Source organism: Caballeronia sp. SEWSISQ10-4 2, assembly GCF_030464885.1.
Taxonomy (GTDB): Bacteria; Pseudomonadota; Gammaproteobacteria; order Burkholderiales; family Burkholderiaceae; genus Caballeronia.
In genome coordinates this window covers 114,853-134,032 of the sequence record NZ_JALPRJ010000014.1, presented here as the reverse complement: position 1 = coordinate 134,032, position 19,180 = coordinate 114,853, and the positions used below count along the sequence as shown (strand labels likewise).

The window sequence follows — 19,180 nt, the reverse complement described above, 5'->3', positions numbered from 1 at the left end:
GACAGCTTCCAGCTCTTCTCACCTAATTCGAAGGCGACATACAGCCGCCCGACGATCGTTGTATCTTGCCCTCGAAGGGCCGTGTTAGGCGCGTCCATTTGCATGCTCCTTTCGAAAACGAGTGTCTGAATCCTCGTTTTACTCTCGGGAGCTTACTTTCGCTGGCCCCTTACATAGTATCTAGTACGCGAGCGCGCACGGCGACTTGGCGAGCCGCTGCTCCGGTGCTACAACCTGCCGGCAGACAAGCCGAACACCCATGCGCGCTACGCGGTGCTGCCGGCGCGTCCTTGACGTAGAGCACGTTGCCCTCGCACCCAGGGGGCATCGGCTTGACGTGCCTCACAGGCGCCTCCGATCATGGGGCGCGCTTGGCGCCGTCGCATCCGCGACGACGGGCTATAGCGCTCGACGCTTCGGTTCCATGTCGAGCCGCCGCTCAGCCTCGGACACCAGTCGAACTCGATGCGGCACCTCGGGGTCTTCGGCCATCATTAGTTATTCGCCCGTGTGCGCCGATAGACACTCAGACGGCCGTTCCAGCCCAGCAGCGAACACTTACTTTCCGTTGGCTCTTGCCTCCAGTAAATGGCACGGCAGGGACGGCATGGCTTGCCGCAATTCTGGCTGGAAATTGGACGACATTTACCCCATAGTGACAACCAACTCCGGCGCACTGCGCAGATCTCCGCGCACATGACAAGAAGAACCCATCAAATACGTCGAGTCAATGCCGAAGCAGCACAGCGTCAATTCACCGAGGGGCCACTGATGCCAAAAAATATCGTGTTGCTTTCGGACGGTACTGGTAACAGTTCCGCCAAGGCGCAGAAGACTAACGTATGGCGCATGTTTGAGGCGCTCGATCAGACGAATGACGCGCAGATCGCCTTTTATGACGACGGCGTCGGCTCCTCGACCAACAAGTACCTCGCACTGGCCGGCGGCGCATTCGGCTGGGGCCTCAAGCGCAATGTCATCGATATTTACAAGTTCCTCTGTCGCAATTACGAACCGGGTGACCAGATCAGCGGATTCGGTTTTAGCCGTGGCGCCTTCACGATCCGCACGGTCGTCGGCCTGATCGATTCGGAAGGGGTAGTCATCCCCGAGTCCGAGGAGCAACTCGATCGCGACGCGCGCAGCGCCTATCGCCATTACCGGTCCGCGAGGTTTCCGTCGAAGAGTCCAATCGTCCGGATTCTGCGTGGCTTGCGCGACCTCCTTCTGTCCGCGGCGAATGTCGTCAGCGGGCGTCGCTCCTACGCGCAAGGAGGAAAGCACCACCATGTTCCGATCCGCTTTCTCGGCCTGTGGGACGCGGTTTCCGCGTACGGCGTGCCAATTCTGCCGTTGAAGCGAGCGATCAGCGCAACGGTCTGGCCGATGATGTTCGGAGACCTCAAGCTGTCAAAGCATGTAGAGCGAGCGTGCCACGCGCTGTCGCTCGACGACGAACGCTCGACCTTTCATCCGCTGTTGTGGGATGAGGCCGAGGAGCCACAACTCGCAGAGGAGGGCGAAACGGGAGCTGACGACGTTACGCAACATGAACCCATGCAGACGCAGGTTGCGGTCATCAAAAAAATCAAGCCTGGCCGCATCACGCAAGTCTGGTTTCCCGGCGTGCATTGCAACGTCGGAGGAGGTTATCCGGAGGACCGCTTGTCGCTCGTCTCGCTGCACTGGATCATGAGCGAGGCGAACGCCGCAGGCATCCATCTGTTACCTTCGGCGCTGTTGCACGTGGTCGCGGCGCAGTCACCTTTTGCGCGCATTTATGATTCTCGCAAAGGGTTCGCGGGAGGCTATCCCTATCTGCCACGACTTGCACTGCCTTGCCTCGCCCGGGGCAAGCGGCCCTACTGGCCGATCGTGCACTGGAGCGTGGTGGTGCGTATCGCTTTCGGCACCGATCGTTATGCACCCATCGCCGTGCGAGAGAGCTTCCAGGTGCTGGACCCGAGTGGGCTTCTCCAGCCGTTTCCAGGAGATCAGGGCGAGAAGCCGATTCCCCTGTTGCGTCCATCAGAGGCCGCAGCTCAGCTCGAGGGCATCGATCAGGCCTGGTTGGGCGCGAGCCACCAGCGGCTGAACCATGCGCTAGACATGCTCAAGACGCGCAGCGCCGATGCGATGGCGCTCGCCTGGGACACCGTGTTCTGGCGGCGGATCGCTTATCTGGCGACGCTGGTGCTGTCGGCCTTGGTGATTCTGTTTCCTTATTTCGGTGGAGGCATCGAGTGGCTGGAGAAGTTGACTCGAAGGGTGACTGTCACGTCCAACCCGGCACGTCTCGAGGACGACGTACTCAATACATTGCTGACGGCCATCAAGGGCGTTCTGCCCGCGTGGAGCACCCCATGGACCAACGCTTTCGGCGAACACTCCAGCGTTTTCGCCTTACTTCTGGCGCTTTGGCTGATCTCACTGCAGTTCGGCGCCGTCCTACGGAAGCGCGTGCACGACCGCGGTTTTCTCGCGTGGCATGCGGAGCGTTGTCTCGACTATCTGGAGTGGCGTCAACAATCCGAGGAAGGCAGCCGCAACATGACGCTCGTCGCGGCACTCGTGTTCACAGTAGCGGCGATGGTCGTGTGGTTTGAACTCGGTGCGGGGCAGTTGACGACGTGGGAAATGACGGGCGCAGCCGTAGTGCTGGTCTGGCTCGTTCTTTGGCGCAAATCGCGCGTGAAGCGGCTTGCGCGCACTCGGGCAGCGATCCCTGCATCGAATGCCACGCCATCCGAGCTCCAGTCCGCTATGAAAGGGGGCTTCGCACTGAGTTTGGCACGTTCGCTCCGGACCAGTAATGGCTTTCGGGGGTTGTGTCATGCCATGGAACGGGTGGTCTTGCCAGCCATCTGTCTCGTTGTTGTCTTCCTGTTCGGTGGTGCCCTCCTCAATCGAGTGATCTTAAATGGCATGAGTGCGGTCGGCGGGATCTGTAAGGCTCAAGACGCGCACACCCAGCCGTTCCTTACCTCGGATCCTTGTTGGGATTCGGGCATTACGCTCAATCAAGGAGCGCGTTACGAGATCACGCTTGCGACCGATGGCGACTGGCTCGACCGGAGCGCGCGCGCGGACGTTGGCGGATTCGGCACGGATACCGTCGTGCACTTTTTCGCAGTGTGGCTCAGGCGTTGGTGGTTCGAAGACTGGTTCAAGCCGATCGCCCGCATCGGTGTCAAGGGGCACGACGAATACGTGCTCGAACCTGAGGCACCTTTCGCACTCTACAAATACGCAAACAAGCTTCGAGCGCCGGCGCTCGCAACAAAGTGTTCGACGCAAGGCAAGTGCGATGCGTCGGGCGGTCATTTCGATCCGATGACGCGTTGCGAAGCGGCGTGCATCATTGCCGGGGACCCGACGCCTGCCGCGCGCAAGCTGCTCGTCGCGCAGATCACCGCGAAAACAACGGGGCCACTTTTTCTTTACGTCAACGACGCCGTCCTGCCGATCTTTGGCAAGTTGGGACTTTTTTACGGCAACAACTACGGCTGCGCGCAGGTGACCGTCGAACAGGTCATCGATGAGCGCAACCGCTTGTCGGTCGGACAATCTAGCGTGTGTCCCACGGACCCGTGAGGATTAATGGCCTCGTTGTTGGCTTCGAGCGATGCCGTTTTGCCATCTTCAGGTACCTGATGTTGTTACGCGACGCCGAACTTGCCATCGCGCGGCCAGCCGTGAATAAAAAATCTCGGCATCTCAACCTGACCACGCACAATGCATTCTCGATAATGTTGCTATCTATCTCCGCAACGCCGTTCTCGCAATAGTAATTCAACGCCTGCCACCGACTGAGCATATAGTTAGTTGCTGTCGTCGTGTCGGACTGTAGCGAGAGCGACAATAGCCGTTCCCGCAACGCGAGAGGCCGCGAAGGGGTCGAACTCAGTCATCCAGGTGACTGGTGGGCGTCGACCCTCGAGCATTAAGTTGTCAAACATCTTCGTCGGGGCTTTTCAAGAATATATATTTAGTAATACATATTAAAATTCGGTGAATAAGATTATGTAAAGTGTACCCACTCTTTTAGGGTTATTGCGGACCACGTCAAGGTGTAGACGTCGGGCGAACGAACATGGGACTCGGAGAATCATATTGCGGAAAACGTGCTTGCCGGGCGACGACCTGCCGGACAGCTTCAACCAATGTGCTACCGCACGCGCATGCTGATGCAACGCTGCTTGCGCTCGTGACTGTCGCGGGTCCGAAGTGCCCGAACAGCACCGCGCCGATAACAGCGCGGCCGTGGAACGAGCGACAGTGGCCGACCCAGATGGAAGCCGTTCACCGATAGAGAGAAGCCTTGCGATCGACGGGCGACAAGACTCGTCGTGAGCGATGAAACGAACCGTTCTTGGCCGATAAGACGTTTGACCCTTTGAATGACCGCTCCGTTCGAGTAACCGCCGGATCTGGGTGACACCCGTCCGCACGTTGAGTTCGTTCATCCCCGCCAAGCCGGACGCCGTTATCCGCCCGAGCTCGGAAGTCTGAGCATCGGCTGAGGCGCTTACAGCGAAAACTTTCGCCAACACGCTAAAGCTCAAGCTAGTAGAGTGCCCTTGACTTCCCGTGCCGATGATCCGTCCAAGTCAAAACTTGTGGCGAACGCCCAGCCTGAACGCCATCTGTTTGTCCGTTGCGGACGGCGTAAATCCTGCAATCGACGCCACCGACGCCTGCCCCAGCGAATCACGCCCGGTCGCCCGCTGCAGGACGGCCAGCGCGTAAAGGTCAGTGCGTTTGGAAAGGAAATAGTCGGCCCCGAGATCGAGCTGTAGATATTTGGCACCACCGTCGTTTTTTATTGAATTGCGGTCGGTGTAGTCGAACGCGGCGCCGAGCAAAAGTGATGGCCTGACTCGCCAGCGCCCGTTCAATTCCACGTTATTAAAAGATGCCGTGCCGGCATATCCGAGCGGATTGAGACTCGGCTGCGACCCGAGAGAATAAAACCGCGTGTTGGTGAACACCACGCCGATCGTGGTCGTGCTGATCGTGAATGCGGCGCCGGCTCCCACTATCTGCGTCGTATTGGCCGAGGCGTAACCCGCGTAGACCGGGATGGATTGCGGCGATGTTGCCGAGCCCGCCGACCCGATATTGTTGACCGTGGCGCTTCCCTTGTTCGGCGTGTTGCCGTAGAACGATACGTTCGGATCGCGTGCGTTCAGGTAACCCACACCGACTTGCAAGCTTCCGCCCGTGTAACCCCCTCCAAGCGCCCAGATCTGATTGCGGGAAACGCTGCCCGCAACGCCACCAAAGCTGTATAGCGCGCCAGCCGACAACCCGTGATAGTTCGCCGTGGTGAACTTGACCGAATTGTTGATGCGGTTTGTATTGGTCAGGTTATCGAGGTCATCTGGATGCGAACCCATATAGCCCGCCCACTGGCCGGATGCGGCAAGGGGCTGCAGGAAATCCACCATGGGATCATATTGCCGGCCGAGAGTAACCGTTCCAATGTTGTTGGACAGGCCCACATACAGCTGTCGCCCAAATTCCGCTCCGCCCTGTGCTAAAGCGCCCGTATTCAGCATGAAGCCGTTTTCCATCACGAAGATGGCTTTGAGGCCAGAGCCCAGATCCTCGGTGCCTCGAAGCCCCCATCGACTGCCGCTTAAGCCAGTCGCATGGCCATCGGTCAATGCGAGCTGACTGGCGCCATTGAGTTTCGAGCCGACCCTGGACGTCTGCACGCTGTTAGCGTATGTAATTCCAATATCCAGGATGCCGTACAAAGTGACGCTGCTTTGAGCATGTGCCTCGCACATCAGAAAGGATGAAGCGATCAGAATCGCGTAACGCCTGACGGACATTTTAGTCTCCAGTTTGGATATCTAATTAAATGGATAATTTTTATATTTAATGGAAAGCAAATTGATACAGACGAAGACCAGTCGATCATCTCTATGTAATCGTGCCTTCGCATGATGCTTTTCTGCTTGCCGATCGAGACTGATAGCACTCGAATCGCCGGTGCGCGACACAGACCCTATTGAATCAACAGGCAAGCGTTTCCCTGAGCATCACGGCGTGCCCAAGAAACCCGGTGTTAGTTTTTTAAAAACCGATTAAGCAAAATACGGGTCGACGGCTCTTCCCAAAGACGCCGTCGACCTGTTGCAATGAGCCGCCGCGCTACTCCCGCGGAACTCCTGTGGATGCAAGGTAAGTCGGCACTTTCAACGTAACCCGGTCAGTTGTCCGACAATAGTTGGGGCCACCGAGGCGGCCGTAGGGCTGGAACTCGTCCACGCGAACGCGCAGCCTTTCCTCGTCCAGCAAACCTTCACGAAAGTACATCGCAGCGATCTCGCCAAACACAATTGATCGCTGCGCAGAGAAATCCAGTACCTTGAAAAGCTTGCACTCCCAGGCGATCGGCGCTTCGGCGATTCTCGGCACCTTAACGGTCGTTGAAGACGTGAGTTCGAGGCCAACCGCTTCAGGCTCCGAAATGTGTGCGGGAAAATCGCTGCCGCACAGAATGGCTCGCTCGACGATGGTTTCATCCACCATGTTCACAACGAATTCGCCGTGTTCAACGATATTGCATAACGTATCCTTCCGCTCTCCCGGTCGATGGCTTTCTTCGCCATAATGATCCACAGCGATCGCGAATAGCGGCGGGTCTTCACCCATATAGTTAAAAGCGCTGAAGGGCGCTGCGTTGCACAGACCATCTTGCGCCAGGCTCGTCACTAAAGCGATTGGCCGTGGCCCGACGCTTCCGGTGACCAGCCAGTACTTCTGCATCCTCGTCAAATGAGACATTGATACATGTGCCATCCCAATCTCTCCTGTTCCTCTTTCAGGTGCTCTCGCGCATCATTGTGAATTGGAACGCCACAACGCCGAACCCGCTAAACCGTCTACTGGGTCACATCGCTATCTTTACTTTCGCGCATGAACAGCGCGCCAATCAAAACCGCGACTCCGCCAACGATAATCGCATACCATAATCCGTAGTACACGTTGCCCGTCTTGACCGCGATTGCGGTGGACATGAACGGCGCCAAGCCGCCAAAAACCGCCGCACCAATGTTGTAGGGAACGGAAATCGACGTGTAGCGGATCTTCGCTGGGAACAACTCGACGTAGTAGGCGGACATGGGGCCATATGCCATCGCGCCCCAGACCATGAGCAGCCCGATGAGAACATACATTAGGGGCCGGTTGATCTGGCTGACATCGGTTGAAACGGGGTAACCGGCGCGAGTCAGCACGCTCCGGTAGTTCGCTGCCTGAAAGCCGCTGACCACCGCGAGATCGCCGACATGCATTACGAGTTGGCCGTCCTGACTGCCCGGCTCCACGCTATACGACAATCCAGCTTGCGTCAGGAAGTCGCGCGCACGATCACAGTCCGTTGCAGGCTTAGTGAACAGGCCGGTACTGCAGTCATTGGCCGCCAACCGAATCGGCACGGATTGCTGGAACGCCACGAGTTGCGGATTCACCGCTTTCGAAAGCTGAGTAAAAATGGGCAGGAAGGTCAGTACCGCGAGCCCGCAACCCGCGAGGATGATCCACTTGCGGCCGACTATGTCCGACAGCCATCCGAACAGCACATAGAGCGGCAGGCTGAAGACCAGCATCGCGACAATGAACGCGTAGGCATCACTCGTCGGGACCTTAAGCGTAGTAGTCAGGAAATATAAAGTGTAGAAGTTGCACGTGTACCAGACGAGGCCGACCGCGGCCTGGGCGCCGAACAGCACGGCGAGCATGGTGCGCACGTTGCTCCAGACCAGGAAGCTGTCGCGTAGCGGAGAGTCGGCAAGACGATGCTCGGCTTTCATCCGGGCGAACACCGGTGACTCCGACAACGTGGTGCGGATATACGTTGAGATTGCGAGCAAGATGAGCGAGCTCAAAAACGGCAGCCGCCAACCCCATGCCCCAAAATCTTCAGTCGATACAAACGCCTTGCAAATCAGCGTCACGCCGAGCGACAACAAAAATCCCAGGGTTGCCGTGGTTTGAAGAAAGCCGGTCGTCAGTCCCCGGCGGTTTGGCCGCGAGTGCTCGGCAATATACGTCGCCGCCCCTCCGTATTCGCCGCCCAGCGCCAGTCCCTGCAACATGCGTAACGCGACCAGGATGATGGGGGACGCCCAGCCGATGCTCGCAAATGACGGCAGGAAGCCGATGCCCGCCGTGGACACGCCCATCACGATGATCGTAATCAGGAAGGTCGCCTTGCGTCCCACCTTGTCACCGAAGCGCCCGAACAGCACCGCGCCGATCGGCCGGATCACAAAGCCCACGCCGAAGGTAGCAAGCGATGCCAGATATCCGGCTGTGGGGCTGCCCGCCGGGAAGAAATGCGAGCTGAAAAAGATGGCGAGGCTTCCGTACAGAAAGAAGTCATACCATTCGAGCACGGTGCCCACGGACGCGCCCACCACCACTCGGATTTCCTCGCGCTTGATTGCGCGGCTGGGCCGCACTTCGGCCAACGTTTCAGCGTTCATCAGTCTCCACTCCACCAAAATTTTTTGGGGCATTGCGGCCGACCTTTTGTGTACGGCCAACCGCAAGTGCGGTATCGGAACAACACGCTTCAGGTCATGCCTGAAATATTGAATGAACCGAGTCTAGAGGGCCGAAATTGCGCGCGATAATCAAACATTTAGTCGCTGTTATTCAAATAGAGAATATCAACGAGGGAGCCATTTTGCCGCCCGCCAGTCGGGTGATCGGCGAAACAGACTCGATCGGGAATGGCTGCGAGCGCGGTACGCTGCCGCTCGTTGCGAAGCAGAGCATCAGCCACGCTCGAGGTCAACTGCTTATCGGGCAGCAATAACCTGCACGTTGCGGTACGACCTTGGTCCCTCAAGCCCGAACTCGCGGCCGAAACCCGACTCCTTGTGACCGCCAAAAGGATTGTTGCCCGTCAAGTTTTCGTGCTGGCTGGTCCATACATCGCCCGACTTCAATTGCGCCGCCACCGCTTTCAGTTGCGCGGGGTCCTTACCCCAAACCGACCCGCCCAGGTCGTAGCTTGTGTTATTGGCGTGTCGATTTTGACTACCTCGCCGCGATCCTTCGATTCGCTCTTTTCATTGGCGAATTTCAGGTCTAGAAGCAACGCACCATGTTGTTCGGTCAACGCCTGGATTTCCCACTGCGATGTCGCCAGCGGGCGCCCATTTTCAGCGGTCAATAGCGCAATGAGCTCGGCAGGATTTTCGAGGATCTCGCAAAGGAGTTTTCCAACAAGCCCTTGCGCTCGGCAAACGACTCTGCACTCCAGGCGGGAAACGTGTCGCGGGTGGTCTTGACCGCACGCTCCGGAGCCGTCCTGATCGATATCGGGAACGCTCGCTATTTTCTCTCCGGACGCCGGGACGATGCATCGATCGTGCCTCCCGATGCATCGTCCCGGCCATTGGCCAGGTTTTAAAACGGCGTAGTCAGGTCATTTTTTTCAACTTCGATTCGCGCGATTCGCCGGCATGTGCAAGCGGTTGTGTGCTGATTCTGAAGGTGCCCTTTCATGCTTGTAGCAAGAATGGAAAGAAACGATACCGGTACTCGATAGACCAGGAGCGATTGACCAATCTTAGGACAGACGCACGGTTGGAATTTGCACGCCACAAACACATTGCTTGCCTGCGGGATCGGCAAGCGGTGCGCACACCGAAGGGAATCGGTTTCGGGAAATCAGGCGTATGGAACGGAGATGTTTCGCGCCAGCGATCAAAGCCGTGCAGGGTCCGCCGGGGCAAACGCCCTTACAGCAGCAGTTGGAATTCGATCTCGACCGCCGCGCCCAGAGGCAATGCCTTCACCACCACAAAGGTTCTGGCAGGCGGCGCAGTATTTGAGAAAAACGCGTCCCAAGCCGCGTTGACCTGTGCGGCGGCATTGTCGCCGGCGCAGAAGACACGCGCGCACACGAGATGATCGATCGACCATCCCTGTTCATCGCAGAGGGATTAAAGGTTGTTTTATATCTGTGCCGTCTCGGTGGCCGCGCCGGAATGTGCCAGCTTTTCGGTCGCCGGATCAAGGCCAACCAGGCCCGATACAAACACAAAAGGACCAGCCTGTACGGCGGGCGTGTAGCGAAAGCGCGGCGCCGGCAGCACGCGAGACTGGTCGATACGGCACAACTCAAGCCGTTGAGACTCCATACATATCTCCAAATGCCATGACGCGACAACGTGCCGCTGATAGAACCGCGATATCTGTCAGGCGAGCCGCGATGCCGTCCTGAACAGCGCGGCGCCTACGGCCTCGATCAGCCGTTCCGCGTTTGCGTCTTTCATGTTTCCATCGGCGTCGAATGCTTCATGCGCAACGCTCAATGCGAACGCTTCGGGAATGACCAGCACGCCGAGCTTATCGAGTACGACACGCAGGCCTGTCTGTGACCGCAAGCCACCAAGCTGTCCCGGCGATGCCGAAACCAGCGCAGCAACTTTTCCCGACAACAGCGCGACGCGAGATGAACCATCCTCCCGAGAACGACTGATCCAGTCGATTGCGTTCTTCAGCAACGCGCTATAGCCGCCGTTGTACTCAGGCGTCGCGATCAGCAGCGCGTCGTGTTCGGCCACCAGCGCCTGCAGTGCGCGCACGCTTCCAGGCACGCCTTGTTCGGCCTCGAGATCGGCGTCATAGAGCGGTAGTTCGAAATCCGCGAGCCGAACCGCCGTGACCTCGGCGCCGGCTTGAGTCGCGCCGAGAGCCGCGAGGTCGAGGATCTTCTGATTAAACGAACCGCGACGAGCGCTGCCGCTGGCCGCAAGAATTTTTATAGTCATGGTGGGTTAGTAAGGAAGGCTGAAACAACACCACATCAGGCGGCTGGAGGCGATCGGTATTCAATCTCTCCGCCGGGAAGGAAAAACAGAATCAGCGCCCTACCGACCACGGTTGGAAAATGCTCGCTTTTCGGCGGGAATACCTGCCATCCGGCACCCTTTCCGCAAAACGTCGCGTGCTCTTCCAGGGGCATGACCATGTTGATCTCGCCGTTGGTATGGCAATGGTATTGACCCTTCACGTCGCGCAATAAACCCGTTTCGACGCTCATGCCGGCTGTCGCAGCCGAAGGCTCGGCAATACGTCCACGACGATAATCCGCCCCTTCTATCTCGACATATCCGACCCAGCCCTCTTCCACGCCGGCCTTTAACAAGCGGGCCAGTGCCTCGTAGCTTTCGGACCCCGCGCCGTATTCGTCGTTCAGAAAGGCCGCGAGATCCTGATCGAGCGGCTTCGAGCGGATACCGTCGCATAGCCGATGAATGATCCGGAATGCCTCTTCCTTATGTTCTGCGTGTGGCTGCATGTCGATTCTCCTGTTTGCAATAAGGCTAAGCCGCGACCGCCTGGATTCCCGGCAAGTCGAAAAACTGGCGAGCGTTCTCGCCAAGCATGCGGTCCTTCGCATACTCTCCCAAGCCTACGTGATCAGAAATAAGGCGGCCAATCTGTTGTTCGCCCAGTGGAAACGGATAATCCGAGCCGAGCATCACGCGTTCAGGGCCAATCACGTCGACGAGCATGCGCAGTGCGCCTTCATCGAACACAGCGCTGTCCACCGAGAAGCGGTCAACATAAGACGATGGCAGATTTGGGCAATCTTCCCTGACGATATCGCGTTCACGCCACGCGTTGTCCACGCGCCCGAGCAGAAAAGCGAAGCTGCCGCCGCCGTGCGCGAAGCACAAGCGTAGCGACTTGGGAATGCGCTCGAACGCGCCGGAGAGAATCAACGACACAATGCTGAGCTGCGTTTCCGCCGGCATGGCCACGAGCCACGGTAGCATCCATTTTTTCATGCGGCCATCGGTCATCATGTCCCACGGATGCACGAGGACCGGAATATTCTCGTTGGCGCAATGGATCAGAAATTGCACCAGGCTGTCGTCATCGAGATCCTTCGGACCTACGTGGTTGCCGATCTGAACTCCGTGATGGCCCGCTGCAACGGCGCGCGACGCTTCAGCGCACGCGAGTTCGATATCCTGCAGGGGCACCTGGGCGAGCACCTTGAGACGATCCGGCGCCGTCGAGCACAGCTCAAGCGCTCGGTCATTCATTCTTTTCGACCAGTCAATCACGGTCGCCGCCGGATAGGCGTAGCCGAACATCACGGGGGTCGCACACATGAGCTGCACGTCGATACCGAGCTGATCCATCTCTTCAATGCGCCGCGCCGGGTCCCATAGCGGCCGCGTAACGGGACGGAACGCGCGGTTGCCTGTCATGATCAGGCCAGTCTCGCCACCGGCGTCCAGCGCCAGCCAAGGAGCATGCTGATCGTCCAGCCGCGCAGCCTCTTCCTGTGTGACCGGCGGGAAGAAATGGGAGTGCATGTCGATTCGTACTGTCATTGCTTTGGATTCCGGGAGACGGAAGGATCAGCGCTCACACGCTGCGGTAGGTGGTAAACTCGGCCTGGCCGATGCCGGCAACTTCGCATTGCACGTGCAGGCCGGGGGGCATCGCCTGAGCGGCGGTGGCGGCGCCCGCCATGATCAGCGTACCCGCAGGCAGCACGATCTCCGCGCGGCTTGCGAGCCGCGACGCCTGCACGACCGAGCGAAGCGGGTTGCCGAGGATCGCGCCGGTAGAACCGAGCTGGACCTCGCGGCCATCGAAACGCATCAGCACGCCCGCGTTGCGCAGGCCTTCGAAGCGCGTCGACCACGCGCCGATCACCAATCCGGACGACGAGCAGTTGTCGGCAATCACGTCTTCCAGCGTGAAGCGAAACGCCTCGTAGCGCGAGTCGATGATCTCCATCGCTGGTGCGACCGCTTCCAGATACGACGAGGCTTCGAGCGCCGTCAGCGGCCTGTCGATATCCTTGCGCGTCAGGAAGCAGACTTCCGGCTCGACGCGCGGATGGATGAAGCGGACAAGGTCGACGGGCGCGCCGTCTTCCTCGAGCATCGCGTCGGTCAACCAGCCCCAGATCAGACTGTCGACGCCCATCTGGATCATCTTGGCGCGGCTCGTAAAACCGAGCTTTATGCCGACGATCCGTTCGCCGCGCTCTTGCCGGAGCGATATCGAGGCACGCTGAATTCTGTACGCCTCGTCGACTGAAAATGGCTCCTGCAAACTGATTTGCCCGATCGCGCTGACGTGGCGCGCGGCGTCGTCCACTTTGCGGGCGGCTTCGTCTATGTCGATCACGCGGCCTCCGCGTCGAGTTCGGCTTGCTTCACCATATCAAGGGCAACATCGACGATCATGTCTTCCTGGCCGCCGACCATGCGTCTGCGCCCAAGCTCCACCATGATGTCGAACGCGGATAAACCATATTTCGCGGCAGCGGTTTCGGTATGTCGCAGGAAGCTCGAATAAACGCCCGCGTAACCGAGCGCAAGGGTTTCGCGATCAACACGAACCGGCCGTTCTTGCAGCGGTCGAACGATGTCATCGGCGGCGTCGATCAGCTTTTTCACGTCGCAACCGTGATCGAGTTCCATGCGGTCCACCGCCGCGATAAACACTTCAAGCGGCGCGTTGCCCGCGCCCGCGCCCATTCCGGTCAAGGAAGCGTCCACTCGGTCGCAGCCCTCTTCGAGCGCGACGATGGAGTTCGCCACGCCGAGCGAAAGGTTGTGGTGCGCATGGATGCCGGTCTCGGTGGCGGGGTCGAGCACATCCTTGAACGCGCGAATGCGATCAGCAACCTGCCGCATATTGAGCGCCCCGCCTGAATCCACGACATATACGCACTGCGCGCCGTAGCTCTCCATCATCTTCGCCTGCTTCGCGAGCGACGCCGGGTCGGTACGATGCGCCATCATCAGGAACCCGACCGTGTCCATGCCGAGCTCGCGCGCATACTCAATATGCTGCCGCGAGATATCCGCTTCCGTGCAATGGGTCGCAATCCGAACGACTCGTGCGCCGGCATCGTACGCGCTACGCAAGTCGTGAACCGTGCCGATACCCGGCAGCAGCAGCGTCGCCACCTTGGCTCGCTTCACCGTGCCTGCTACCGCCGCGATCCATTCCAGATCCGTATGTGCGCCAAACCCATAGTTGAAGCTCGATCCGGCGAGACCATCGCCATGGGCCACTTCAATGCTGTCGACGCCGGCGTCGTCGAGTGCTGAAGCGATCGCGACCGCTTGTTCCAGCGAGTACTGATGGCGGATGGCATGCATCCCATCGCGCAAGGTGACATCGGATACGTAGATTTTTTTCCGGTTTTTGGTCGGCATAGTGGTGTCCTGTTAAGCCGCGAGCCGCAGGGCCGCAATCTGTTCGGCGGCGCGAACCGCGGCCGACGTCATGATGTCCAGGTTGCCCGCATACGAAGGCAAGTAATGTGCAGCGCCCTCGACCTCAATAAAGACGCTTACCTTGAGTCCGAATTCGCCTGGGCAGCGGCCGGCGAATTGAGGCGGTATCGCGACGCGGTCGAACTGGATCGCTTGCTTCAGCCTATAACCCGGAACGTAGGCCGCCACGTCCTGCACCATCGCGTGCACAGAGGCTTCTATGTCGCCCCGATCCGCATGCTCATCTGTCAGGCAGTAGATCGTGTCGCGCATCATGAGCGGCGGCTCGGCCGGGTTCAGAACGATGATTGCCTTGCCGACGGCCGCACCGCCCACGCTTTCAATTGCGCGGCTCGTGGTTTCGGTGAATTCATCGATATTCGCGCGCGTTCCGGGTCCCGCGGAACGACTTGATATCGATGCCACGATCTCCCCGTAATGCACAGGCGCGACCCGCGACACCGCCCGTACGACCGGGATCGTCGCCTGGCCGCCGCACGTCACCATGTTGATGTTCGGTGCGTGCAGATGCTGCTCCAGGTTGACGACCGGGACCACAAACGGGCCGATCGCCGCAGGCGTCAGGTCGATCACCGTCACGCCATGCTTACCAAGCACTTCCGCATGACGGCGATGCGCGCCCGCCGAGGTTGCATCGAACGCAATTTTCACGTCCTTGAATTCCGGCATGGCGACAAGTCCGTCGATACCGCCAGCGGTCGTCGCGACGTCGAGATGCGCGGCGCGGGCAAGGCCGTCCGATGCGGTGTCGATACCCACCATCACGCCCATGCGGAGGTTTTTCCCGTGGCGCATCAGCTTGATCATCAGGTCGGTGCCAATGTTGCCCGAACCGATCACCGCGACTGAAAGTCGAGCGTTATCTTTCACGATCAGGATTCCGTTTCAGTTGAGAAGATGGCGCGCACCGAGCCAAGCCCTTCGATGCGCGCGGTGAACACATCGCCGGGCTGGGCCGCTACCATGGGACCAAGCGCCCCGGTAAGCAAGACGTCGCCGGCGCGAAGCGGGGAATCGACGCGGACCATGGTGTTGGCAAGCCAGATCGCCGCATGCAGTGGATTGCCGAGGCACGCGGCTCCCGCGCCGACACTCACTTGATCGCCCCGGCGTTCCATCAGCATGCCGCAATGCACCAGATCGAGATCGCTCAGTCGGACCGGCCGGCTGCCTAATACGAACAGACCGCTGGAAGCGTTGTCGGCGACGGTATCGGCGAGCCGGATATCCCAGTTCGCGATACGGCTTCCCACCACCTCTATGGCCGGCAGCGCGTAGGCGGTCGCGTTCAGGATGTCCGCAACGGTGTGCTGCTCGTGAAGCAGGTCATGCGCCAGCACCAGTGCGATTTCAGCCTCTACCTTCGCTTGTTGCGTCAGCGCGAACGGGATTTCCTGACCGTCGCAATACGACATATGGGCGAACAATGTGCCGAAATCAGGCCGGTCCACGCCAAGCTGTTTCTGCACCGTCTTCGACGTCAAGCCGATTTTTCTACCAACGACTCGCGCACCCGCCTTGATGTGCCGAAGCGTGTTGATCTGCTGCACGCAATACGCGTTGTCGAGGATATCTCCGTCGAGCGAGGCGACGTCGTCGCGTACCGGCGCCACCGGCGAAAAAACCTTGTCGTGCTGCGCGTTCCAGAGAAGGTCCGCAATGGTTTGGAGTGTCTTCGACATCAGCCGATCCTCACGCAGACGTTGGTCGCTTCGGTGTAGAAGTCCATGGAATGGCGGCCGCCCTCACGTCCGAAACCGGAAAGCTTCGATCCTCCGAAGGGCGTTCGCAGATCCCGTACGAACCACGCATTGATCCAGACGATGCCGGTTTCAATCTGCCGCGCCACCCGATGGCCGCGCGTCAGATTCGACGTCCACACGCAGGCGGCCAGTCCATATGCGCTGTCGTTCACGCGATTTACCACTTCATCTTCCGCATCGAACGGCGCGATATGGCAGACCGGGCCGAAGATCTCCTCGGTGACACAACGCGCCGTGTCCGGCAAGCCGGTCCAGATGGTCGGCTGGACGAAAGCACCGTCGTCGCAGACGTTCCCGAACGAAGGCACACCACCGCCGGTCACCACGGTAGCGCCTTCCTCCACCGCGAGCCGAAAGTAGCTCAGCACCTTCTCGCGATGGCCCTTCGAAATGAGCGGACCCGTGGTCGTGCCTTCGTCGTAGGGAGAACCTACTTTCAATGCTTCGGTCTTCGCCTTGAGCGCGACTACGAAGCGATCAAAGATCGGACGCTCGACGTAGACGCGCTCCGAACACAGGCAGACCTGCCCAGCGTTCGTGAAGCTGGAGCTCAGCACGCCGTCCACTGCCGCCTCGAAATCCGCGTCCGCGAATACGACCGCCGCGTTCTTTCCGCCGAGCTCGAAGGACACGTTTTTCACTCCATCCGCCACGGCCTTCATGATCGCGCTGCCAGTCTTGGATTCGCCGGTGAAGGTAATGGCATCGATGTCCGGATGTTGCGTCAACCACTCGCCGGCAGCGTTACCGCCGTGGCCGTGGATCAGATTGAAAACGCCAGGAGGAAGCCCGATGTCGCGCATCACTTCGGCAAGCAGCGTCGCCGATGTCGGGGTTTCTTCCGAAGGCTTCGCGACGACGCAGTTCCCCATTGCGAGCGCGGGCGCGACCTTCCATGTGAACAACAAGAGCGGCAGGTTCCATGGGGAAATGACGCCGACCACGCCGAGCGGCTTGTGCGTAACGTAGTTAATGAATTCGCCGCCGTCGGCGGTGGAGGTTTCATAGAATTCGCTGTTGGCGGTACGGATCAGGTCAGCGAAGGTGCGGAAGTTCGCGATGCCACGCGTAATGTCGAGGCTCCGGGCCTGCGAGACCGGACGACCGGTATCCGCGACTTCCGCAGCGACGAAGTCATCGAAGCGCGCCTGGATTCCATCCGCTATCCGATAAAGCCAGTCTGCGCGTTCCGACACCTTCAATGAGCCCCAGACGCCATCCTGTGTGCGCTTTGCCGCGCGGACCGCGGCATCGACCTGATCCTTGCTCGCTTCTGCGACCTGTGAAAGTTCACTGCCGTCGATCGGGCTGATGTTGGGAAAACTATCGGCTGAATCGATGAACTGACCATCCACAAAGTGCTGCAATCGCTTCGGCAGCGCTGCTTGCGCGTAGGCGTTGGGGCTCACTTCAATCTCCTGCTGTCTGTATAAGTTACGGACAGTGTAGGCAGGAGGTTCGGCGCTGGATAATCAAAGATCAGCTATCAAATATAAGAATGCGGAATAGCCGGACCGGCTACGACGCGCAATACGTCTTCGCCACGTCACGCAGGCATTCAACAAACGCTTCGCAGGCGGGCGTGAGTGTTTTGCTCGATCGTACGGAAAAACCGATTGTGCCGAAGGAGCCCGTCTCGCGAATGTCGAGAATGTGAAGCAGGCCCCAACGCACGAACTGCGACGCTGCGACCTGTGGCATGACCGCCACCCGCGGGGCGTCCTGCAGCAGCCCGAGGTTAGTGAACACTGACATCGATTCGACCAGGTCTGTAGGCATTTCCAGCCCGGCCCCACGAAACATGCGCTCGATTGCAAGCCGCACGGGTGACTCCTGCGTCGGCAGAATCCACGGCGCATGCGCGAGGTCGTTCAACGACTTGATCGGCGCACGGGCCAGATCATGATTCGCGCCCACCACGACAGCGAGAGAATCGTCGAAGAGCGCGTGGTGTGTCAGAGGGAAAGCATCCGAGAGCGGCAAGTCGCCTTCAGGAATACGGCCCACGACCAGATCGAGTTCGCCAGTAGCCAACGATGGAAACAACTGCGCGGTCGGCCCTTCCCGAACGGTGATAAGAACGTTCGGAGAACGCTCCTTGAGCCGCGTGATTGCCATGGGCAACAAGTGGGCCGACGCGGAGATGAGCGTTCCAACTACGATATGTCCCGCGGCGCCAAAACGAAACTGGTCGAGTTCGTCGGTCATATGGCGGAACTCAGCCAGCAACGACTTGACCCGCCGGCTGACAACATGCCCTAGTTCGCTTGGGATGACGCCGCGGTTTGACCGCGCGAAGAGCGTCCCCTGGAAACTCTGTTCGAGCTCCTGTATGACCTTCGTCACTGCAGGCTGAGACAGCCCCATGTCATTGGCTGCATGGAGGATGGAACCTGTCTCCATCACACGATCGAAAATCAGCAATTGGCTAAGCTTTAGACTTCGGCTCAATCCAATCTGACTAAGCGGATGTTGACGCATGGCGTTGGGGAAGGGTCCGGTTCGAGGGCTTTTATGGTAGCACCATTAAAAATGGCCCCGGCGCGGTGTTGGCTCTTCAGCGCTTTGACGAAATTGCATCACGTCCGGGATGAACAACGCCGCAATGCGGGCACTTGCGCTTTTCTTCCGACTCATAAAACGCCGCGAACAACGGCGGAAGATCGTTGACGATGCTCTTCAACTGCACATCGACGCGATACACAAGGCCGTCGCAATTAGCGCAGTACCATTCGAAGCCATCGAGCACTCCGAGCGCTCGCTGACGCTCCACCACAAGACACGCGCCGCCCGCTTCAGGCCGTTGTGGCGAGTGGCGCAGATGCGGCGGCAGCAGGAAGATGTCGCCCTCCTTCAGGTCCACGCGTTCGCGTGTGCCATCGACGAGCAAATTCAAATACGCGTCGCCACGCAGTTGATAAAAGAATTCTTCGTGCGGATCGTCGTGGTAATCAGTCCGGTAGTTCGGCCCACCCACGACCGTCACGATAAAATCCGCGTCTTGCCAGACCTGCTGATTGCCAACGGGCGGCTTTAGCAGATGCGAGTGTTCGTCGATCCAGCGTGGGAAATTAAGAGGCTTGCCGTGCTTGAGCATACGTTCCTCCG

At 59.2% G+C, this 19,180-nt stretch carries 16 protein-coding genes and 2 pseudogenes; 1 reads left to right on the top strand and 17 read right to left on the bottom strand.

The window, feature by feature from the left end:
* The first annotated feature begins 771 nt into the window (after positions 1 to 771).
* Positions 772 to 3,594: a DUF2235 domain-containing protein gene (locus M0D69_RS12300; RefSeq protein WP_301782281.1), complete on the top strand. Its 2,823-nt coding sequence runs from the start codon at positions 772 to 774 to the stop codon at positions 3,592 to 3,594.
* Between the two features lie 103 nt (positions 3,595 to 3,697).
* Here M0D69_RS12300 and M0D69_RS12295 read toward each other — a convergent pair.
* The 17 genes and pseudogenes from M0D69_RS12295 to M0D69_RS12220 all read right to left on the bottom strand — a co-directional run.
* Positions 3,698 to 3,883, bottom strand: a pseudogene (locus M0D69_RS12295) (transposase); the annotation flags it as partial.
* A 727-nt stretch (positions 3,884 to 4,610) separates the two neighbouring features.
* Positions 4,611 to 5,840 (bottom strand): porin, encoded by a 1,230-nt coding sequence (locus M0D69_RS12290; RefSeq protein WP_301782280.1) that lies wholly within the window; start codon positions 5,838 to 5,840, stop codon positions 4,611 to 4,613.
* A 322-nt stretch (positions 5,841 to 6,162) separates the two neighbouring features.
* Positions 6,163 to 6,813 carry a flavin reductase family protein gene (locus tag M0D69_RS12285; protein WP_301782279.1) on the bottom strand — a complete coding sequence of 217 codons (651 nt, stop codon included), beginning with the start codon at positions 6,811 to 6,813 and terminating at the stop codon, positions 6,163 to 6,165.
* An 83-nt stretch (positions 6,814 to 6,896) separates the two neighbouring features.
* Positions 6,897 to 8,501 carry an MFS transporter gene (locus tag M0D69_RS12280; protein WP_301782278.1) on the bottom strand — a complete coding sequence of 535 codons (1,605 nt, stop codon included), beginning with the start codon at positions 8,499 to 8,501 and terminating at the stop codon, positions 6,897 to 6,899.
* 318 nt (positions 8,502 to 8,819) lie between these two features.
* On the bottom strand, positions 8,820 to 9,083 hold the full coding sequence (locus M0D69_RS43750; RefSeq protein ID WP_367619707.1) for an aldehyde dehydrogenase family protein: 264 nt from the start codon (positions 9,081 to 9,083) through the stop codon (positions 8,820 to 8,822).
* Between the two features lie 684 nt (positions 9,084 to 9,767).
* Positions 9,768 to 9,950, bottom strand: a pseudogene (locus M0D69_RS12275) (RidA family protein); the annotation flags it as partial.
* Between the two features lie 33 nt (positions 9,951 to 9,983).
* Complete coding sequence (locus M0D69_RS12270) at positions 9,984 to 10,169, bottom strand: hypothetical protein (protein WP_301782277.1); 186 nt, start codon at positions 10,167 to 10,169, stop codon at positions 9,984 to 9,986.
* Between the two features lie 57 nt (positions 10,170 to 10,226).
* Positions 10,227 to 10,802, bottom strand: a complete 576-nt coding sequence (locus tag M0D69_RS12265) for an NADPH-dependent FMN reductase (RefSeq protein WP_301782276.1) — start codon at positions 10,800 to 10,802, stop codon at positions 10,227 to 10,229.
* Positions 10,803 to 10,837: 35 nt separating this feature from the next.
* Positions 10,838 to 11,332, bottom strand: a complete 495-nt coding sequence (locus M0D69_RS12260; RefSeq protein WP_301782275.1) for a DUF4863 family protein — start codon at positions 11,330 to 11,332, stop codon at positions 10,838 to 10,840.
* Positions 11,333 to 11,357: 25 nt separating this feature from the next.
* On the bottom strand, positions 11,358 to 12,380 hold the full coding sequence (locus tag M0D69_RS12255; RefSeq protein WP_301782274.1) for an amidohydrolase family protein: 1,023 nt from the start codon (positions 12,378 to 12,380) through the stop codon (positions 11,358 to 11,360).
* A gap of 34 nt (positions 12,381 to 12,414) precedes the next feature.
* Complete coding sequence (locus tag M0D69_RS12250; protein WP_301782273.1) at positions 12,415 to 13,158, bottom strand: 2-keto-4-pentenoate hydratase; 744 nt, start codon at positions 13,156 to 13,158, stop codon at positions 12,415 to 12,417.
* Positions 13,159 to 13,184: 26 nt separating this feature from the next.
* Positions 13,185 to 14,228, bottom strand: coding sequence for a 4-hydroxy-2-oxovalerate aldolase (gene dmpG, locus M0D69_RS12245; RefSeq protein ID WP_301782272.1), 1,044 nt, complete (start codon positions 14,226 to 14,228; stop codon positions 13,185 to 13,187).
* Positions 14,229 to 14,240: 12 nt separating this feature from the next.
* Positions 14,241 to 15,185 (bottom strand): acetaldehyde dehydrogenase (acetylating), encoded by a 945-nt coding sequence (locus M0D69_RS12240; RefSeq protein ID WP_301782291.1) that lies wholly within the window; start codon positions 15,183 to 15,185, stop codon positions 14,241 to 14,243.
* Positions 15,182 to 15,991: a 2-keto-4-pentenoate hydratase gene (locus tag M0D69_RS12235; RefSeq protein WP_301782271.1), complete on the bottom strand. Its 810-nt coding sequence runs from the start codon at positions 15,989 to 15,991 to the stop codon at positions 15,182 to 15,184. Before M0D69_RS12235 ends, M0D69_RS12240 begins: the two co-directional genes overlap by 4 nt.
* Positions 15,991 to 17,481 carry a 2-hydroxymuconic semialdehyde dehydrogenase gene (locus M0D69_RS12230; RefSeq protein ID WP_301782270.1) on the bottom strand — a complete coding sequence of 497 codons (1,491 nt, stop codon included), beginning with the start codon at positions 17,479 to 17,481 and terminating at the stop codon, positions 15,991 to 15,993. The genes M0D69_RS12235 and M0D69_RS12230 overlap by 1 nt, the downstream gene beginning before the upstream one ends.
* 109 nt (positions 17,482 to 17,590) lie before the next feature.
* Positions 17,591 to 18,553, bottom strand: coding sequence for a LysR family transcriptional regulator (locus M0D69_RS12225; RefSeq protein ID WP_301782269.1), 963 nt, complete (start codon positions 18,551 to 18,553; stop codon positions 17,591 to 17,593).
* A gap of 76 nt (positions 18,554 to 18,629) precedes the next feature.
* On the bottom strand, positions 18,630 to 19,169 hold the full coding sequence (locus tag M0D69_RS12220) for a 3-hydroxyanthranilate 3,4-dioxygenase (protein WP_301782268.1): 540 nt from the start codon (positions 19,167 to 19,169) through the stop codon (positions 18,630 to 18,632).
* Positions 19,170 to 19,180 lie beyond the last annotated feature (11 nt).

Bases quoted from the DNA above. Each gene is read 5' to 3' on its own strand.
- M0D69_RS12270 (WP_301782277.1), bottom strand. From the start codon at position 10,169: ATGGAGTCTCAACGGCTTGAGTTGTGCCGTATCGACCAGTCTCGCGTG.
- M0D69_RS12255 (WP_301782274.1), bottom strand. From the start codon at position 12,380: ATGACAGTACGAATCGACATGCACTCCCATTTCTTCCCGCCGGTCACA.
- M0D69_RS12290 (WP_301782280.1), bottom strand. From the start codon at position 5,840: ATGTCCGTCAGGCGTTACGCGATTCTGATCGCTTCATCCTTTCTGATG.
- M0D69_RS12265 (WP_301782276.1), bottom strand. From the start codon at position 10,802: ATGACTATAAAAATTCTTGCGGCCAGCGGCAGCGCTCGTCGCGGTTCG.
- M0D69_RS12225 (WP_301782269.1), bottom strand. From the start codon at position 18,553: ATGCGTCAACATCCGCTTAGTCAGATTGGATTGAGCCGAAGTCTAAAG.
- M0D69_RS12260 (WP_301782275.1), bottom strand. From the start codon at position 11,332: ATGCAGCCACACGCAGAACATAAGGAAGAGGCATTCCGGATCATTCAT.
- M0D69_RS12235 (WP_301782271.1), bottom strand. From the start codon at position 15,991: ATGTCGAAGACACTCCAAACCATTGCGGACCTTCTCTGGAACGCGCAG.
- M0D69_RS12300 (WP_301782281.1), top strand. From the start codon at position 772: ATGCCAAAAAATATCGTGTTGCTTTCGGACGGTACTGGTAACAGTTCC.
- M0D69_RS12280 (WP_301782278.1), bottom strand. From the start codon at position 8,501: ATGAACGCTGAAACGTTGGCCGAAGTGCGGCCCAGCCGCGCAATCAAG.
- dmpG (WP_301782272.1), bottom strand. From the start codon at position 14,228: ATGCCGACCAAAAACCGGAAAAAAATCTACGTATCCGATGTCACCTTG.
- M0D69_RS12220 (WP_301782268.1), bottom strand. From the start codon at position 19,169: ATGCTCAAGCACGGCAAGCCTCTTAATTTCCCACGCTGGATCGACGAA.
- M0D69_RS12285 (WP_301782279.1), bottom strand. From the start codon at position 6,813: ATGGCACATGTATCAATGTCTCATTTGACGAGGATGCAGAAGTACTGG.